The 18378-nt window shown below is 33.9% G+C and carries 10 protein-coding genes; 3 read left to right on the top strand and 7 right to left on the bottom strand.

Annotated elements, in window-relative coordinates:
• Positions 1–179: 179 nt before the first annotated feature.
• Positions 180–608, bottom strand: coding sequence for a RidA family protein (locus tag FQU21_RS11250; RefSeq protein WP_147678105.1), 429 nt, complete (start codon positions 606–608; stop codon positions 180–182).
• Positions 605–1837: a pyridoxal phosphate-dependent aminotransferase gene (locus FQU21_RS11245; RefSeq protein ID WP_147678104.1), complete on the bottom strand. Its 1233-nt coding sequence runs from the start codon at positions 1835–1837 to the stop codon at positions 605–607. The genes FQU21_RS11250 and FQU21_RS11245 overlap by 4 nt, the downstream gene beginning before the upstream one ends.
• Positions 1838–2026: 189 nt before the next feature.
• Between FQU21_RS11245 and FQU21_RS11240 the strand changes: the two genes are divergently transcribed.
• A complete protein-coding gene (locus tag FQU21_RS11240; RefSeq protein WP_147678103.1) occupies positions 2027–2443 on the top strand; it encodes an Lrp/AsnC family transcriptional regulator in 417 nt (138 codons plus the stop codon).
• Between the two features lie 223 nt (positions 2444–2666).
• On the opposite strand, the gene FQU21_RS11235 is transcribed toward FQU21_RS11240, so the two are convergent.
• The 5 genes from FQU21_RS11235 to FQU21_RS11215 form a co-directional block, all read right to left on the bottom strand.
• Positions 2667–3404 (bottom strand): GntR family transcriptional regulator, encoded by a 738-nt coding sequence (locus FQU21_RS11235; protein ID WP_147678102.1) that lies wholly within the window; start codon positions 3402–3404, stop codon positions 2667–2669.
• Between the two features lie 86 nt (positions 3405–3490).
• Positions 3491–6751, bottom strand: a complete 3261-nt coding sequence (locus tag FQU21_RS11230; protein ID WP_147678101.1) for a GH92 family glycosyl hydrolase — start codon at positions 6749–6751, stop codon at positions 3491–3493.
• Entirely contained in the window at positions 6745–8511 is a 1767-nt protein-coding gene (locus tag FQU21_RS11225; protein ID WP_147678100.1) for a class I mannose-6-phosphate isomerase, read from the bottom strand. The genes FQU21_RS11230 and FQU21_RS11225 overlap by 7 nt, the downstream gene beginning before the upstream one ends.
• 50 nt (positions 8512–8561) lie before the next feature.
• Positions 8562–11300 carry a GH92 family glycosyl hydrolase gene (locus tag FQU21_RS11220; protein WP_147678099.1) on the bottom strand — a complete coding sequence of 913 codons (2739 nt, stop codon included), beginning with the start codon at positions 11298–11300 and terminating at the stop codon, positions 8562–8564.
• A gap of 297 nt (positions 11301–11597) precedes the next feature.
• Positions 11598–13892, bottom strand: a complete 2295-nt coding sequence (locus FQU21_RS11215; RefSeq protein ID WP_147678098.1) for a GH92 family glycosyl hydrolase — start codon at positions 13890–13892, stop codon at positions 11598–11600.
• 540 nt (positions 13893–14432) lie between these two features.
• On the opposite strand from FQU21_RS11215, the gene FQU21_RS11210 reads away from it, so the two are divergent.
• Both FQU21_RS11210 and FQU21_RS11205 read left to right on the top strand, forming a co-directional pair.
• A complete protein-coding gene (locus FQU21_RS11210; protein ID WP_147678097.1) occupies positions 14433–14705 on the top strand; it encodes a hypothetical protein in 273 nt (90 codons plus the stop codon).
• A gap of 84 nt (positions 14706–14789) precedes the next feature.
• Positions 14790–18329, top strand: a complete 3540-nt coding sequence (locus tag FQU21_RS11205) for a glycoside hydrolase family 38 N-terminal domain-containing protein (protein ID WP_187269372.1) — start codon at positions 14790–14792, stop codon at positions 18327–18329.
• The last annotated feature ends 49 nt before the right edge of the window (positions 18330–18378 follow it).

The raw sequence follows: 18378 nt of genomic DNA, 5'->3' as shown, positions 1-18378 counted from the left end.
TTTTAATAACAATAATTCAAAAGTTGATTTTTAGGATAAATGAACTTTTTTTCATTGAAACGACTTTTTTAAACTTTAACAAAAAGGATTCAATGGTTTTATTAACGATTTATTAATTTTCTTTTAAAATTAAATTTAAGTCTACCAAAAAGCTGTAGTTATAGAGAAATACCCATTTTTTAATTAACACAACAAACTAATGTTATTTCTACAGGTGCATTAGATGGTAAAGATGATACCCCTATGGCTGCTCGACTTCCAACACATTGAATTCCTAAATTATTTATAACAACTTCTGATGCAAAATCGGCTACTTTAGAATGTGCTGTAAACTCTGTTTCCGAGTTTAAAAAAACACTCATTTGCAATACCTTAGAAATTTTTTCGTCAGCCTCTAAACAATTAATAGCTGCCGTAATAGCATTTAATGTAGCGATTTCAACAGCTTCTTTATAGGTTTCAACAGGTAGTGTAGCTTTTATTTGTCCAGAATAAATTAATTTGCCATCTTTTCTAGGTGTCATGCCCGATGTATAAATAACATCAGCGTGTCTTACAGCTGGAATGTACTTGCCTTGTGGTATTGGATTTTTGTTTACTGTTTTCATAAGGCATATATTTCAACCATTTTTACAATTCGTTTTGCGGCCGCTATTGCGGCATCATGATCTTGCGAAAAATTAAGCCTAATACTATCTTTTAAATGAGGTGCAAATTCTGATGCCGGTGTCACCGTTATATATGCTTGATATCTTAATAATCTAACAAACGTGTTTAAATCGACACTTAATGCTGGTAATTTAGGAAATAAGTAACTTCCCGCTTGAGGAGTTGCTGTTTGAAGGTTTGCATTTCTAAAAATTTCAAGCAACTCGTCGCGTATAGCTTCATGCTGATTAATTCTATTTTCCAACCATCCGTCGGGTTCGTTAAACCAAGTCTCAAAAACGGCTTGATTATAACCTGCCGCCCTTAAGGACACAATAGCTTGTAAACGTTCCATTCTATCTATTATACTAGGTGTTCCAAAAGCTGCCCCCAAGCGATATCCACTTAAAGATTCGGTTTTTGAAGGCCCCATTATTGTAATAAGGTTTTCTGGCTGTACTTGGCAGGAACGCAAATGCGTATAAACTTCACCACTATAAAGCATTCTAGAATATAATTGATCTACAATTACGGTTACATTATAAGTATTTGCTAAAACAGCAATATCTGTTATCATTTTTTGTGAATACACCAGTCCTGTAGGATTATTAGGTGTTGAGAAAACTAAAACTGTGGTACCTTGTTTAAACGCCGTTTCAAGCGCATTAAGATCGAGACCATTATTAGAATTAGACTCTAAATAACGTAACGTAATAGGCACAACTTGACCTCCAAAAAATTTAACTAGTTTTCTATTAGCAAAGTAATCTGGTTCTACAACCGCCACTTTAGTTCCTGTGGCTACGGTTGCCCCTAAAGCCAAAAACAATGCGCCTTGAGTACCTGGTGTTAAAATTAATTCACTATCTGCCAAAACAGGCTTCTTTGTAAAATCTCCTAAACGCTTAGCTAAAGTTTTTCTAATGTTTAAAGCCCCCCGATACTCTGTATAAGCTTGCGCACCTCCTTTCTTAAACCCCTCTTGCCAATAACTATCAGAATTTGGAGTTGGTGGAAACGCATCGACATCTCCGTGAGAAAAATCAACAGGTACTCCTGTAAGTTTGCCCCCCTTCATTATATGCTCGAGCTGACTTAAGTCTTGCCTTACCTCCTGCCCTGGAGCATTTTCCGCTTCAAGTGCTTTAAACTTCTCATCCAATGTTTTTGTTATTAAATTCTCAATCATATATTTGTATTTAGCTTGTAATTCGTATGATTTTACCTTTTTACATATTGAATATCTACAATTAATTCAATTCTATTGATAAAAACTCAAAATTACAACCATTTACAAACGTTATAAAATCGATTAATTGTTATTTTTAATATATTTACCGTTTAAATAACATAAAAACAACAAAAAAATAACGATTCAATGGTAGATAATACAGATGAAAAATTATTAAATATTTTAAAGGAGAATTCTCGCTTATCATTTGCAGATCTTGGAAGAAAAATAAATCTATCTCCATCTTCGGTAAGAGAACGTGTTCAAAAATTAGAAGAAGAAGGCGTTATTAAAAAATATAATATACAAATAAACAATAAGTTAATAGGCTATGATTTAGAAGCTTTTATTTTATTAAAAGTTTTTCCTGGAAAACTAAAATATGTAATTGATAAAGTTATTGAATTCCCCGAAATAACTGATGCTCATCGTATTACCGGAAATCAAAATATTCACTTAAAAGTGGTTGTAAAAAATCAATTATGCTTACAGAAATTATTAGATAAATTAATGCAATTTGGTGACACCAATACATTTTTAATTTTATCAGAAATATCAAAATAGCAACTTTAAAAAGGGCGGTATTATCATAAACTTATAGTATGCCATAAAAAGCGAAAAGCACGCTGTTTACTGCATACCTAAAAGCGTAACACGAAAAAATATTGGGTTATTTTTTTAGATTCTATCGCCCCTAAGCGTCAGACAAAAGGGCATTAAAACCGACATTAGATATTTTTAAACTATATATAATCAGCCTTTAAAATAAAACACTTATAACCCATTTTTAAAGATCACGTTTAATATCGATATCATAGGTAAAATAATCGGTATGGTAATATACTTTATTAAACTCAACGGGTCTATCTCCAACATCCAAGACCAAACGCTCCCGTTCTAATACGGCATGATTGTCGCATATTCCTAATGCTTCAGAAATTTTACGACTTGCTGTTATCGCTTTTAACCTTTCTTTAGATGTTGAAACAATAATATCGTGTTCGGTCTCCAATAATTCATAAAGTGGCTTTTTAAAATTCTCACGGCCTGTAATCCCTACTCTAGGATGAAAATACGAAACAGAATACAGAAACTTACCTTTTTTTGATCCTCTAATCTTCTCTAGTTTCCATATATCTTTACCTTCTGCAACTCCTAAGGCTTGGTAAACCTCAGCAGTTGCTCTAGTCAATTCAATAGCCATATAGTAATCTACAACTTCTATTCCCTTACTACGCATTTCGTTGGTAAAACTTATCCAATTATCAAGTCGAGTAGATATTTTTTTAGTAACCACCTTTGTCCCCACTCCTTTTTTACGCTCTACCAACCCTTCATTTACCAATTGGTTAATCGCTTGGCGTATGGTATTCCGTGATACTCCCAATTTTTTCGATAAAGCAACCTCTTTAGGCAAAAGTTTATCACCCTTAGCATACTCCTCCTCTTGCATTAAGCTTCTTAAATATGCTTCAATTTGTGCATATAAAGGTATAGGACTAGACTGGTCTAGTTTGAATTCCATAATTATCCTGTTTTAATAATATCAAATATATAACAAAAACACTACACCACTGGTATAATTAATTAAGCAATATGGTTGTACTCTACCTATTTTTTATGCTTAATTGCAGGCTTAGGCATGTTTGCTACGCCCCATTTTTTATTAGGTTCTGGGCCCATTTCTAACTCTAACTTCCCTCCACCTAAGAGTGCTTTACTAGAAAACCAAAAGTTATTTAACTTTTTACCATTGAGGGTTGCACTTTGTACATATTTGTTGTTATACGATGCGTTTTTTGCTTCAATTATAAAAGATTTTCCTCTTCCATAGCGTCTTCCCAAATCGATCTCTACCTTTTCAAAAATTGGGCTTCCTATTTCATAAATAGGATCTACTCGAACTCCTCCATCGGTTTGAAAAAGCCCTAAAGATGCCATTAGAAACCATGCACTCATTTGTCCTTGATCCTCATCGCCTAAATAAGCGTTAGACACTCCGAAACCGTAATACCTATCCATAATATCTCTGCTCCATTTTTGCGTTAACCAAGGTTTTTTAACCCAATTAAACAGGAATGAAAAATGCATAGATTGTTGATTTCCTTGTGTGACTGGAAAATCCCAATACAACTCATTAGGTGCATTGTACCGCCAAGGACTGCTTATATTAAACCCATCATCCAAACGTTTTGCAAATTCGCCCTCACCAACAATGGCCGCTAGTGCAGGAACATCTTGCGGAACAAAAAAGGTTAACTGCCACGCATTTCCTTCAACAAATTGAAAATTACCTGCCGTTTTAATGGGGTCAAAATCGGGAAACCAAGAACCATCAGAATGTCTTAAATGAGCAAAACCTCCGTCTGGATTTATTGCATTTTTCCACCAATACCCCCTTTGAATAAATTCGTCATATTCTTTATCTTTTCCTAATGATTTTGCTAGTTGTGCTACCGAAAAATCATCAAAAGAATACTCTAGTGTATTTGAAAAACGCCCTTTATTATATGGTACATAATGGTATTTTAAATAAGGCTCTAAATCTCTATTCCCCGCATAACCATTACCAACTTTTTGCCCCAAGGTTGTCTGCATTTTATAAACAGCTTCAAAAGCTTTTTCCCCATCTATATCACCAACTCCCATGTGGTAAGCACTTACTATAAGAGGAATTTCATGTTCTGCAACCATAACCGGTATATATTCCATTCCTGCTGGACCTTTAGCTAACCAGCCATTAGCATCATACATTCCTAATTGAGAATTCACCCATTTGGATGACCAATCTGGTGTGACTAGATTCCAAAATTGATTTAAATTCCAAAAGGTATTCCAAAATGCATCACAGCCTAAAGCGACACCGTTTGTGTCTTTAATTTTTTGAACCTGCTCTTCAGCATCTACCCAGCTACCATCAATATCACTAAATATATTTCTACTTACTAAAGCACGATACATGTTTGAATAAAACCTTGTTTTTTCTAACCGGTCATTTTCTGTAATCAAGACTCTCTCAAACAAATCGTTCCAAATATTTTCTTGATTTGCACGTACTTTTTCAAAACTCCATCCAAAGGGCTTTGCTATTTCCTGTTCTAAATTAAGAGCGGCATTTTCAATACTGACATAAGATATAGCGGTTCTTGATTGTACCACTTGGTTTTCCTCGGTATTAAATTCAATATAAGCTCCAATGCCCTCAGGATTTTCAACTTTTAACTCTTCGGTATTTGTAATAGTTACCCCCTTGTTTTCTTCTTTATTTCCATCTACCCAAATGCCAAAACCCTTAATTGGTCTATCAAATTCCATTACAAAATGCACGGTGTACTCTTGTGCTATATCATCCCATTCTTTGGGCTCGTCTCCCCCTTCTATATAGTGCTTTCTATAATGACCTTCTCCCCAAACCGAAGGCGATATTTGCTTACTATAGCCAACTATTTTATAATCGTTTATTTTTTTAAAATACGCTTCTTCAATTTGATATGTATATTCTGAAGGTATTTGAAGATCTACTAGAATCCTAGAGTTTGATTTATCTTTAGGGTAGGTATAACGCTGAAAACTAGCACGTGTAGTAGCCGTTAGTTCTGCCTTAATATTATAATCACTAAGCAAAACAGAATAATAGCCTAAAGGAGCCTGCTCCGACTTTTTATCTACGCGAGAACGGTAACCAGAATCTGGTTCTCCTGGATTCCCTATCTCTGTAATTAAGGGCCCATTTGTTGGAAAAGTTCCTAAACCAGCCATGGTCCATTCGTGTATATGACTAAAAGTACCCACACTTTCAAATGAAGGTTGGTATCCTGCTTGCCAGCCACTTTTTTGATTATCTGGACTTATTTTAACCATTCCGAAGGGCATCCATGGTCCAGGAGCAATCATCCATCTAGAATGCCCCGTTCCTATTTTTGTATCCACATAGTCCGAAAGAGCATTTAATTTTTGCGGCCCTCTTTTCATGTTTCCTTCTTCAATAATTTTACCATCTAATAAGACAGTATAACTACTGGTTTTTATTGTATTTACTGCTGGCATGGGTGCTTCATAAATATTTCTACCGTGCTCTACAGTTTCTTCGAATATAATTTTATTATCTACCCTTACTTGAAGCAATGGACTTTTTGAAAGGTGCTGAACATCCAACAACAATGGCTGAATTTCTTTTCCATTTACCTTTAGTTCGTAATCTGCCGTTGAAACATCCCTTAAAAAAACCTTTTCTGGTTTTATCAACTCTATATTTTCTGGGCCTTCTAATCGAACCTGATCAAAAACTAACCAACTGCCTTCTAAAGTTGTTAATTGTATTCTATTTCCTCCATTTTTTATAAACTCTTCAGAAATAGGAATACTCAATATTTGTTCTTTTGTACCGCTATTTTCTCCTTTTAAGGCTTCGGCGTTCTGCCCGTTCTCTAACTTAAACTTCCATGATTTACCATTAACACTTACTTTAAATAATGGAGGTTTCTCAGGATTACAATCCAAAATATCAACAACCAATCTCCACGAGCTGTTTTTAGGTTTTTCATTAATCCCGAATAGAATATTTATTTCATGCGGACGTATGCCCGCTAATACCGAAGTACCGCCCCAATAATCCATTGCACCTGGCAACACAAAAGGGAAATCTTTTTTTTCATTAGAAGAACCTATTAAATAAAAGCGATCTTCCCAACCAAAATCATGTTCTAAAAACTTAGTATACTCAGAATTTGCCAAAGCAAATTCTGAGCTATTATTATCAGCTTTACCTATTTCCCAAACTGTTGATTCTTGCCCCTGTAAAGAGGTAAACCATACCAGTGTAGCTATTGAAATGTAAATTTCAAGGCTATTTAAATGTTTAAATTTTAACATGCGTCTTCTTTTACAAAAGTAACGACTACTTTTGCCTTACTATTTCCTTTATTTTTTAATCTATACTTTTGGGTTGCTGCAGGTACAGCAAAAGTTTCTGCATAATAAAATGTTTGTTGCTGGCTAGCCACACTTAATTCTACTGCTGTACCCTCTACAAGCATTAGGATATGGCATTGATTTTTAGTTTCAATTTCCACCTCATCATCAAACTCATACCTGTATACATCATAAAAATGATCAGGGTGAGTTGGCAAGTGTATTTTTTCCCAACCTTCTCCTTGCGCTTCAACCGTAGGTTTAGATATTAATGTATCTTGCACCACCGTTCCTTTACGGTTAAAGTTTAAGTTTTTAAAAGCTCTTTCTATATTTAAAGGTCTTGGATTTCCTTCTAAATCTAAACGTTGCCAATCATACATTTTAAAAGTATATATATAAGGGGTTGCGCTTATTTCTAGCACCATATTATTAATTCCAGAGCAATGTACAGTACCATGAGGTATTAAAAACAAATCGTGCTTTTTTGCTGGCATTTTTTGCACATATTTTTCAACATCTAACTCTGCTTTAGTTTGGTAACTATTATCTAGAGCAGTTTTAAATTCTTCTGGATTAATATCTTCTTGAAAACCAAGATATACTTCGGCATCGTTTTCTGCATCTAAAATATAGTAGGTTTCATCTTGGGTAAAATTTTCTCCAAATTCAGTTTTTATATACTCTGGTTTTGGATGACATTGTACAGAAAGATTACCACCATCATAAGTATCTAAAAAATCATAACGAATTGGGAAATCATATTTAAAACGATTGGCGGCATTACCTAATACATTTTTATGTTCTAGAAACATTAACATATCAAAAGATACTTCTAACCACCCATTTTGATCTCCAAATATTAATCCGTTTTCAGGCACAATCATTTCAAAAGACCATGCGTAATTAGGTACATTAGGGTTTAACCCCTCAATATGTTCTTTTATCCAATTACCTCCCCAAACACCTGGTTCAAACCAAGGTCTTACTCTAAAAAAGTTTTGAGATATATTGGTTAAACTTTTCCTTAAAGCCTCACCTTCTGTCCAAGTCGGTTCCTCTGGACGTTGTTGGTCTATAATTATATCAAATTTTGGAAGTAATTTCTTTTTTTCTTCATTTAGAACCACCCAATCTACAAAATAAAAGTGCTTGTACATTTGTTTGTGCGGTTTCAACTTTGAAAACCCAAGATTTGTTATGGCGTTTGCCCGCATTCTGTACTGTAATTCGTTTTTGGGCAAATCTACGTACACTAAACAACCTTTAATACTAGATAATGCTGCACCGGTTCCATAAACTATTTGTATATCTGCATTGTTTTCTAGTTTTACATTAGCCAACTTTTCTTTCTCAAAATAATCCAGAAGTTTTAAATCTGTTTTTTTACCAAAAACAGGGTCGTCACCATTTAAATATGGTGCAACTATATTATTTAACTCATTTTCAGGTTTTAAACATTCCTGTATATTATAGGTACTTACTGTAAATCCATTGCTTTTTAAAATCGCTGTTAAATTGTTTACTATTTCAATCCAATCTACACCTACATAGCCATCTATAATAATTGTTTTTTCGGATTTTAACCTACTCGCTAAACTGTTATAACCAACAGCTATTTGTCCTTCTACCAGCTTATGTATAGGGTTAAGATTATAGGTGCTTTTATTTGGTTTATTGCTAACAACAGGCAGCAATTTTTGACTAGTTTCTCTATTCATTTTTAATATTTTAAGTAAGCTTTGTTTACTATTAAAGCTATATTGTATTGTTATTTAATTGTATTCACTGGTGGAGGTGTTTGCAAGCCCCATTTTTTATTAGGTTTATCTCCTAACCATATTTCTAGTTCTCCTCCAGCAGCAAAATCATCATGGTAAAACCAAAAGTTATTTAGCTCTTTTCCGTTTAATTTTGCTTTTTGTATATAGCAATTTTCAGCAGAATTATTGTATGTTTTAATAACAAACTCTTTTCCTTTATAATACTGATTATCAAGTTTTATGGTTACTTTATCAAAGACAGGAGCTGTAATTTCATAAAAAGGTTTTTGAGACTCTGTACCAATAATATTAAATAAACCTATAGACATTAACGAGCTAACACCTCCCATTTGTCCTTGGTCTTCATCATGACCACCCCAACCTAAATCGGGTGTGATACCTCCATAAGCTTTTTCATTTACTTGTCTTACCCAGTATTGAGTAAGCCACGGCGCATTGGCATAACTAAATACATGTGCATTAGAACAGCCTGGTTGGTTGGCATAACTCACATAACCTTTACTGTAACTGTAAACAAAATCGCTATCTTTTCCTTTATCAAAGGCAAAGCCCAATTTGTCGGTTAACACATCATCTCCGCCCATTAATTGAGCTAATCCAGGAATATCGTGAGAGACTCCCCAAGTTGCTTGCCACGCATTGGCTTCAACGTATCCCCATCCTCTTAATGGATCATTATGCGTGAAGTTTCCTTTATGATCTACTGGGAACAATAATTTATGTTCTTCATTAAAACATTTTTTCCAAGAGTCCGATCTTTTAATAAAGTAGTCATAATCATCAGTTTTACCTAACTTATAAGCCATTTGAGCTGCTCCCCAATCTTGAAATGCCGCTTCAATATTAATCCCTGCATTATTAGGCCACCAACCGTTTTCTGCATAAAATTCTAGGTCGTGTTTAAAGAACTCTCCACCCCCCATCATACCACCTGGCATATGGTTTTGCTTAATTTGCTCAAAAGCATTTTCAGGGTTGGTTTTAGTAAGTATATCTTTCATGTATGCACTAACTATAAGGTTTGTAGAAGGGCACCCCGTCATGATAAATGAATATCCTCCTCCCGAAGGACCTCGTGGTAATAGACCGCCATTATTAGAATAAGCAACCATCGATGATGCCATATCGTCTTGTATTTCTGGCCATGCCAATCCCCAAAGCACATTTAAATTCCATTGGGTTAACCAAAAAGCATCGGAGTTATACATGTTATGTTTTACCTTCCCATTGGCATCTAAACCTGGGTTTTTTACTAAAAAATTAGCATCGGTAATAAAACCATCAGTTAAGTTTCCGGTATTCTCTTTTTTACCGGTAGTACGATCTGGGTAATCACCGTTTACATCATTTATTCGGTGACGCCCAAGCAATACATGCCAAAGATCTGTATAGAATTTAATACGCTGTGCCACGGTACCACCTTCAACCTTTATATTGCTCATCCAATCGTTCCATTGGTTTCTACTATCTTGCGCAACCGTATCAAAATTCCAAGTGGTACATTCTGTTTTTAAATTATTTCGTGCATTCTCAATGCTGGTATATGAAATGGCTATTTTTAACTGCACCTCATCTCCTGCTTTAGATTTGTATTTCATGGATACACCTCCATTATCGCCTTTTAAAGATGAAATATCTGTAAAGTTTTTGTCTTCATTCCAACCATCAAGAGATTGCCATTTTTCATCAACTTGAACAACAAAATATATTTTAACGTCTTTTGGCCCCACATTATAGGCTCTGTCAACAGAACTTATAGACCCTTCAAATTCTTTATTATTAATTTTAGTAACATCTGCATTGGTCATTGTGCTATTACCTAATAAGCCTCCAAGAGAAAGCAATAATTGCGACTCAACATCTTCCGTCCATTTAAAACGGTAAAAACTAACACGATCGGTAGAGGTTTGTTCTACCCATACTTTACTATCTGGAAGGAACACACGGTGGTATCCAGGTTGCACAATTTCATCATCATGCTTAAAAGAAGACTTCCAGGCATCTTCCCCTTTTGTTGGGTTTACGCTAGTCAAGGTTGGCATTAGATTTAAACCAGAGAGTGTCCATGCATGAATTTGCGGAAACCCTAAAATACTATCTGAACTATGGGCGTAACCACCTCCACTATTGTTCCAATTGATAGTCATTGGTGCCGCACTAACCACGCCATAAGGGCGCGAACCTGTTGCAAATAAGAAGAAACGTCCTCTATTAGTTTCTATATAAGGATCTACCCATTCTACAGGAGTGGTGTACTGATTAGGGGATGCATATACTTCAATTTCTGAAAGCCCCATTTTATTACCATTCGATTGTTCTACTATAAAGCGTACGGTTTTGGTGTTTTTTTCTTCAAACTCTATTGCCTTGGCACTGCCGTCTTGAGGTAAAACAACTTCTATTGAGCTACCATCACTAAAAACCAATTTACCTTTTAAAATTCTAGAGTTTGGTTCTGGATGATTAAAAATTACTACTTTATTTATTAATTGAGATGTATCCCAGTTAAGTTCAACCCAGGCATTTTTGGATTTCGCCAACCAGTTTCCTTGGTGTTTCACTGCGATAATTCCATCATTAATTTTTGAGCTATTGTTCTTTTTGTTTAAAGACGAGGAAGCGGTAACTTTTGCTTTTGAAGCAATACTTAAAGACCTCGCATAAAGAGATTGACTACTCCATAGCATTAATACAAAAAACAAGACACTAAACTTGAAATTTTTCATTTTTTTAATAGAAATTAAATGTTAAATATTTTTATCTGTAGCACATATGACCTCGTATTTAATAACAATGCAAATCATTATGTATATACATATAGACAAATATATAAATTATTTTGAAATACAATACCGATTTAGTGTTTTTTAACCCTTTTTTAATAAATTTAAAAAATACGACTAGGTGTCTTTTATCTAAAAAAAATTATTGTTTACACATGGAAACTAGACTAGTATCCTGTTTTTTTCAATGAAAACTAATGCTTTGTTATTTTAAATAATCAAGTTAGGTAGATTTACTGTTTAATTTGATTTTTTTGTGGGTTCAACCATTTCAAAAATTAACTCGCCTCCGTTAATAATGTCTTTATGGGTAATGTAATTTCTATTTAATTTATCACCATTTAAAGTTACCGATTTTACCACTAAATTTTCATCACTTAAATTATTGGCTTTAATTGTAAAGGTGTTGCTATTCGGCAATTTTATTGTAGCTTCTTTAATCTGGGGCGCTCCTAAAATATATTCTCCTCCGGTAGGATTTACGGGATAAAATCCTAATACCGAAAACATATACCATGCCGACATTTGCCCGCAATCATCGTTACCCATGAGTCCGTCGGGTTTTGTATCGTAATAATCATCTACAAGGGTTTTAATTATTTTATCGGTTTTTTCTGGTGTGTTGGTATATTTATATAGGTAGGGTATATGATGACAGGGTTCATTTCCGTGCCAATATTGCCCATAAGTACCATGTATGTTCCATACTAAGGTTTTAACTTCTGGTTTAGATTCTGAAAAGAACATATCATCCAGTTTTTGAGCAAATGCGTCCTTACCTCCCATGGTTTCAACTAAACCGGGAATATCATGAAGTACATGAAATTGATAATGAAACGCATTCCCTTCTGTAAAATCTGAACCTTCTAACCACTCTCCAACAACTTCGGTAACATCTACATGTTCTTTAAATACACCTTCAGCATTTTTACCGCGCATAAACCCACTTTCTTTATCATAAATATTCTTGTAATACCTTGCTCGCTTATAAAGAAAATCGGCTTCGTCACTTTTGCCTAATTTTTCAGCAAACCTTGCCGCCGCATAATCATCATATATACCTTCTAAAAGTCTGGATACGGTTTCCCTTCCATCGTCAATTGAAGATAGTTTAACATCATAAGGAATGTAACCAAAGGAATCTATTAATTGTACATGATTACGGTAATGTGGTTTTGTTACAGTGGTCCATACGGCATCAAAAATATCATCATCGGTATACTGTTTGGGTTTTATTCCTTTTAAATACGCATCAACAATTACTGGTACAGCGTGATTACCTACCATGGTATGGGTTTCTTTTCCCCATAACTGCCATCTTGGTAAATATTTATTGGCTTCTTTAGGATTAAGAGAATCTGTCACCATGTGTGTATAACTATCTAACATTGATGTGTTAATATCACTAACCAATTCTGGACTTAAAATTGTGTACATAGGGTTTGCCGCTCTAAATGTATCCCATAAGGATAATGTAGAGTAATATTTACCACTAGACGCCTTTTGAATTCCAGAGTTGGCACTTCGATACTGCCCATCTACATCGGCAATATTATTAGGTTGAATATATAAATGATACAGAGACGTGTAAAAGGCTTCTTTTTTCTTTTTACCTCCTTGTATAGAAATAGTGTTTAAAATAGCATTCCATTTTTGGTTGGTGTTTTTTCTAACACTATCAAACGTATTCCATGAAGCAACTTCTGCTTCTAAATTCATTTTTGCTTCTTCAATACCTACGGTTGATACCCCTATCAAAATTTCAAGTTCCTGATGGCCTTCCATATTAAAATCCAATACATATCGAGGTGCTTTCTCTGTATTATCTTTAGGAGTTGGTAATTGGCGCTTGGTTACTACTGGTTTACTAAATTTAATTACATAATATAAATCTCTAGCGGCCCATTCTTTTGCTTTTCTATAGCCTGATAATACATACTCACTCTCAAATTGTTGGGAGGCTTCCAATATATTCGAGGATATGGTGTTGATATCCCAAGATACGCCATATTGCAAATCTATGAGTAGTCGTGCTTCTTCAGGGTTATCAAAAGTATATTTATGATAAGCGACATGCTCGGTAGCAGTAAGTTCTGCCTTTACTTTAAAATCGTCTAATAAGACTTTATAATATCCTGGTTTTGCTATTTCTGTTTCTTTTCTATAAGTTGATTTAAAATTAAACCGAGATTCACTATTGATGGTATCCGTATTAATTGGAAGCAATAAAATATCTGACATTGATGGGCAGCCAACCCCATTTAGATGTGTTTGGGTAAAACCTAACAACCAAGGGTCGTTATATTGATAGCCCGCAACATGATCCATTTCATAACCTTTATAATAGGTGTTGTAAGATTCTGGACTTGGTTGCACCATTCCATGTGGGGTTGTTGCGCCAGGAAACGTATGGCCTTCGTTTTGGGTACCAATAAAAGGATTTACGTATTGTGTATAATCTGTAACTTCAACTTGGGGATTACAGGAAAATAAAAATATAAAAACTGTTTTTCTTAATATGAATTTTATTTGCATGTTTCTAGACTATTAATATATAATTTATGTTAAAATTTTTTATTCATTTTAATTCTAATCAATTAGAATTTTAAGGTATAACTGCAACTAAAAACGGATAAATTATGTCTATCCTAAATGTTGTGTTTTTGAAAATTAATTTCAGAGTTAAATGGCTAAAATGATTTTAATTAGCAATCTTTTTTAAAAAACCGGAGCTTTATGGTTATCATCATTTAACGACATTGCTCTCTAACAATATTCCTTTTAAGACTTACGAAATTCTACTTTACACCTATTTTTTTATAATTTTTATTCTTCTTATAAATATAATTTTCAATTATTTAATAAAATTAAGATTTCGACAAACAACTAAACGAGTCTGCTTAACAACATGTATACTAATGCTAAAAGACAAAACCTACTAATATTGTTGTTAACACTTTTAAAAACAGGCTAAAACCAAAAATATTTAACACTAATAAAACTAAAATTATTTAATATATTTGTAACTAAACCGATTTAGTTTTTGCATAAAACTCAATTTTAAACCAACCACTTATGATATCAATAACTAAAAAACCTTCTATTTATTCTAAAATTGGTTTTTGTTTTCTACTCCTTTATGTTGGTAGTATACAAGCCTTAAATGTATCTACTAAACTAAACAGATGCAAAACCATAATTCTCGAAGGCAACCATAATATCCTAAACCTAAAATTAAATATAAATTGCAAACCTACTAATTTAATAGAAGAAAACTATAAACCTATGCCTATAAAAATAGGACTTGGTAAATATGCTATTGAAACTTTTAAACTAGAAACTAAATAAAACTAATACATTAAGAAAATGAAAACCAAAAACAGAAAATTAATCCACAATTTATTTTACAATATTGGGATAATATTAGTTACTATGAGCACCTGTTATGCCCATGATGATACAATAAATATTACAAAATCAATACCCTTTCATGGAGGTTCTGGTAGTACTGGACACATAGAAAGCCTTAACACCAATTATCGTTTACATCAAATTTGTAAAGATGATATTGAGGGTTATAAAGAAATGCTTTGGGGTTCAGAATATTTCTTGTACCCATCCGTAAGAGAAGATTTAAATGTTTCTATGATAGCAAGAGCTACAACAGGAAAAAAAGGATTTGAATTCTTAACTGGTGAGGTCCCTAAAGACTATGCTAAAGACCAAGTAAACTTCTTTATGCTTAGTGATATTGATTTCAATCTTAGAGAATCGTTTGATGTTTTTGTCAATGATAAGCCATTATTAACTTTTAACTCTAATAAAGATGGCTCACTTTCTATAACAAAAAACCCAGGCAACGGTAATGCCGAGTACATTTTAGTAAAACGAGATTTAAATACCGATGGCATTGGAGCTTTTCGTTTAACCGTACCAACATCTTCCTTAAAAAAAGGAGAAAGTGCAAAAATTAAAGTCCTTGGGCATAAAAAAAATTCAAACTGTTGGTTTATGATTTTTAAAGGAACCGACGTGGTGGAACGCATAAATAAATCGGTTACAGACGAGGCTGCTTTTAGTATTAAACAAAAAGACGGTAAGCTTTATGTTGATGCGCCTGCGCATTTTGCAGGCAGATCGGTTTATATTATTTCAGATGAGAATAAAAGTAAAGTCAAAACGTTTAGCAGCCAAGGCGAATTAGCCAAAACATCATTCAACATGGCTGCACCAAAAAAATCGTTCTCTATTGTTCAAAACAATCAAGAGATTGTTTTAACCTTTGAAAAAGGTGACGGTATAACAATGAAATCTGATATTGAAGGTCCTTTTTTATTCCATAACGTTACCAACTACAACCCACATTGGACGGCTTCATTAACCAAATTATACAAACCAGAATTTTTTAATACTTATGATGATTTTTTTGATAAAAAACACGAAACTGGACTTGTATCCATAATGAACTCTAGTCATCAAGATATTGCTTGGGTAGATAGACCTGAAGTGTGTAAAATTTTAAGAGACACCTTACTTCTTGCTCCCGTACTTGAAGATGCTTTTATAAGGGAAGATTACGGCTTTGATATTGAGGATGGATTAATGCTACGTGAATATATAGAAAGACACCCAGAATCTGAAGAACAAATCACCACATTATTGCAAAGAAAATTAATATCTGTTGGAGCAACTTACAATTGCCCCTATGAGGATATGTATGATGCCGAGGACCAGGTAAGACAATTATACTTAGGTAAAAAATGGGTTAAAAAAACCTTTGGAGGTTACGACTCTAAAGTATACTGGAACGTTGATGTACCAGGTAAAACAATGCAACTCCCTCAAATATTAAAAAAAGCTGGCGTAGATTACATGGTAATTAGTAGGCATGCAAAAGGCATGTTTCATTGGGCTAGTCCAGACGGCAGCTCTGTTTTTACATATTCTCCAGGTCATTATGGTAACGACTTGATGTACCTTTCCAGAGACATGAATAACAAAATGAAATATGGTGCTGAACAAATACTATACTGGGAAAATAGTTTCGCAGAAGGAAAAACACAAACACCTTTGCTATCTAGCCAAGATATGTTACCTGCAATAGATTATTCTGATTATATTGAAAATTGGAATACGTTTGATAAGGTAAAAGATGCTGAAGGTAAAGCGATTAAAGTTAACTTACCAAAAATGGAATTAATGACTGTTGATGAATTTTTTCCTTTAGCAGAAAAAAACGCTACTAAAATAGATACCATTATGGGAGAACGCCCAAATGTATGGGTGTATATTCACGGTCCGGGACATCATGAAGCTCTTACTGCAAGTAGAGAAGGCTCTAAGTTACTACCTGCTGCCGAAAAGTTTTTATCCATTGCTAATAAAATAGAACCCGAATTATCCCCTTACCCTTTTGATGCATTTGATGAAGCTTGGCAAGCCAAAATTTATCCCGATCACGGTTGGGGTGGTCATGATGGTGATGTTACAGACAACCTGTTTAAAGAAAGCTTAGTAAAGTCTAGAACAATGGGACAAAACCTTTTAAATGATGGCATAGAACTTATTTCATCTAAAATCAAAAAGAATAATAAATTAGGAAAACCTATAGTACTTTTTAATAGTTTATCTTGGAAAAGAACAGACCCCGTAACTACAACTTTAAATTTTACTAAAGGAAACACAAAAAACATAAGTATTGTAAGTGCAGACAATAAAATAGTACCATCTCAAACTGCAAACGCTAGCTATTATAACGATGGTAGTATTAAAACTATTGATGTTACTTTTATTGCAAAGGCTATTCCTTCTATTGGTTATGCTACCTATTATTTACAAGATAAAAAACCATCTTCTAAAAATAAAAACAACTCTAACACCACAAGTACTTACGAGAACCCTTTTTACACTATTAATTTTGCAAAAGGAGGAATTACTAGTGTGTATGATAAAGAATTAAAAAAGGAATTATTTGATAGTAGTGTATTTAAAGCTGGCGATGTATTTACCATGGAATCTATTGGAAATGGAGCAGGCGAATTTGGAGACGTACAACAACCAACCATGAAGGATTATGACCAAGTAAGTACCCACAATCCCGAATGGAAAATTTTAGAAAACGGTACTGTTTATACAAAATATAGACTTGAACAACAAATAAAACATGCCATAGTAAGACAAGATGTTACTTTATACCACGACTTAAAACGTGTTTATTTTAATACCAGTTTACGTAATTGGTCTGGAGAATTATACAGAGAATTTAGAACAGCCTTCCCTTTAAATATGGATAACCCAGAAATAGCTCACGAAGTCCCTTTTGGTAGCGTACGCGTTGGTAAAGATGAAATTGAAACAGCAGGAGAACGTTATACGCCACTTTGTAAAGATGTACACCCTAGAGCTATAATAGATTGGATTTCGGCTACTGATGATGATATATCGGTTACTTTAAGTTCTTCTGTAGCGGCTGCCGATTGGATAGACCCTACAGAAAAAACTAACGGCACACCGCTATTACAAAACCTCTTATTAGCAAGTAGAACATCTTGCCATTGGGAAGGTAATGAGTATTCTCAAGGAGGCAACCACAACTTTCATAATGTATTTACATCCACGAAGGCAGGAAGCATTACAGGACAAAAAGTTGCCAAACAGGAAAACGAACCTATACAGGTGGTTTTAAATCCAGTAACAGCTGCAAAACCATATTTACCAGAACAAGTAAGTTTCTTCTCTATTAATTCTGAAAATGTTATTGTTACAACCGTAAAAAAAGCGGAAGATTCTGAAGATTTTATTGCAAGAATGTATAATGTAAAAGACACCAATGAAACGGTAAACATATCATCTTACTTTGATATTAAATCTCATAATCACACTAATATTATAGAAGAGAATCCGGTACCTGTTGCTCCAGAATTAAAGATTGGAAAATATTCGATAGAAACATACAGTTTAAAAACGGAATAACAAACAACCTATTCTTGCACTATTACACCAAATGGCTATCTAAAAACTA

Origin of the sequence: Algibacter pacificus (genome assembly GCF_008033385.1) — a bacterium.
In the GTDB taxonomy this organism is placed as follows: Bacteria; Bacteroidota; Bacteroidia; order Flavobacteriales; family Flavobacteriaceae; genus Algibacter; species Algibacter pacificus.
Note: the sequence above shows the minus strand (reverse complement) of the source record. Positions and strands in the feature narration are given on the sequence as shown.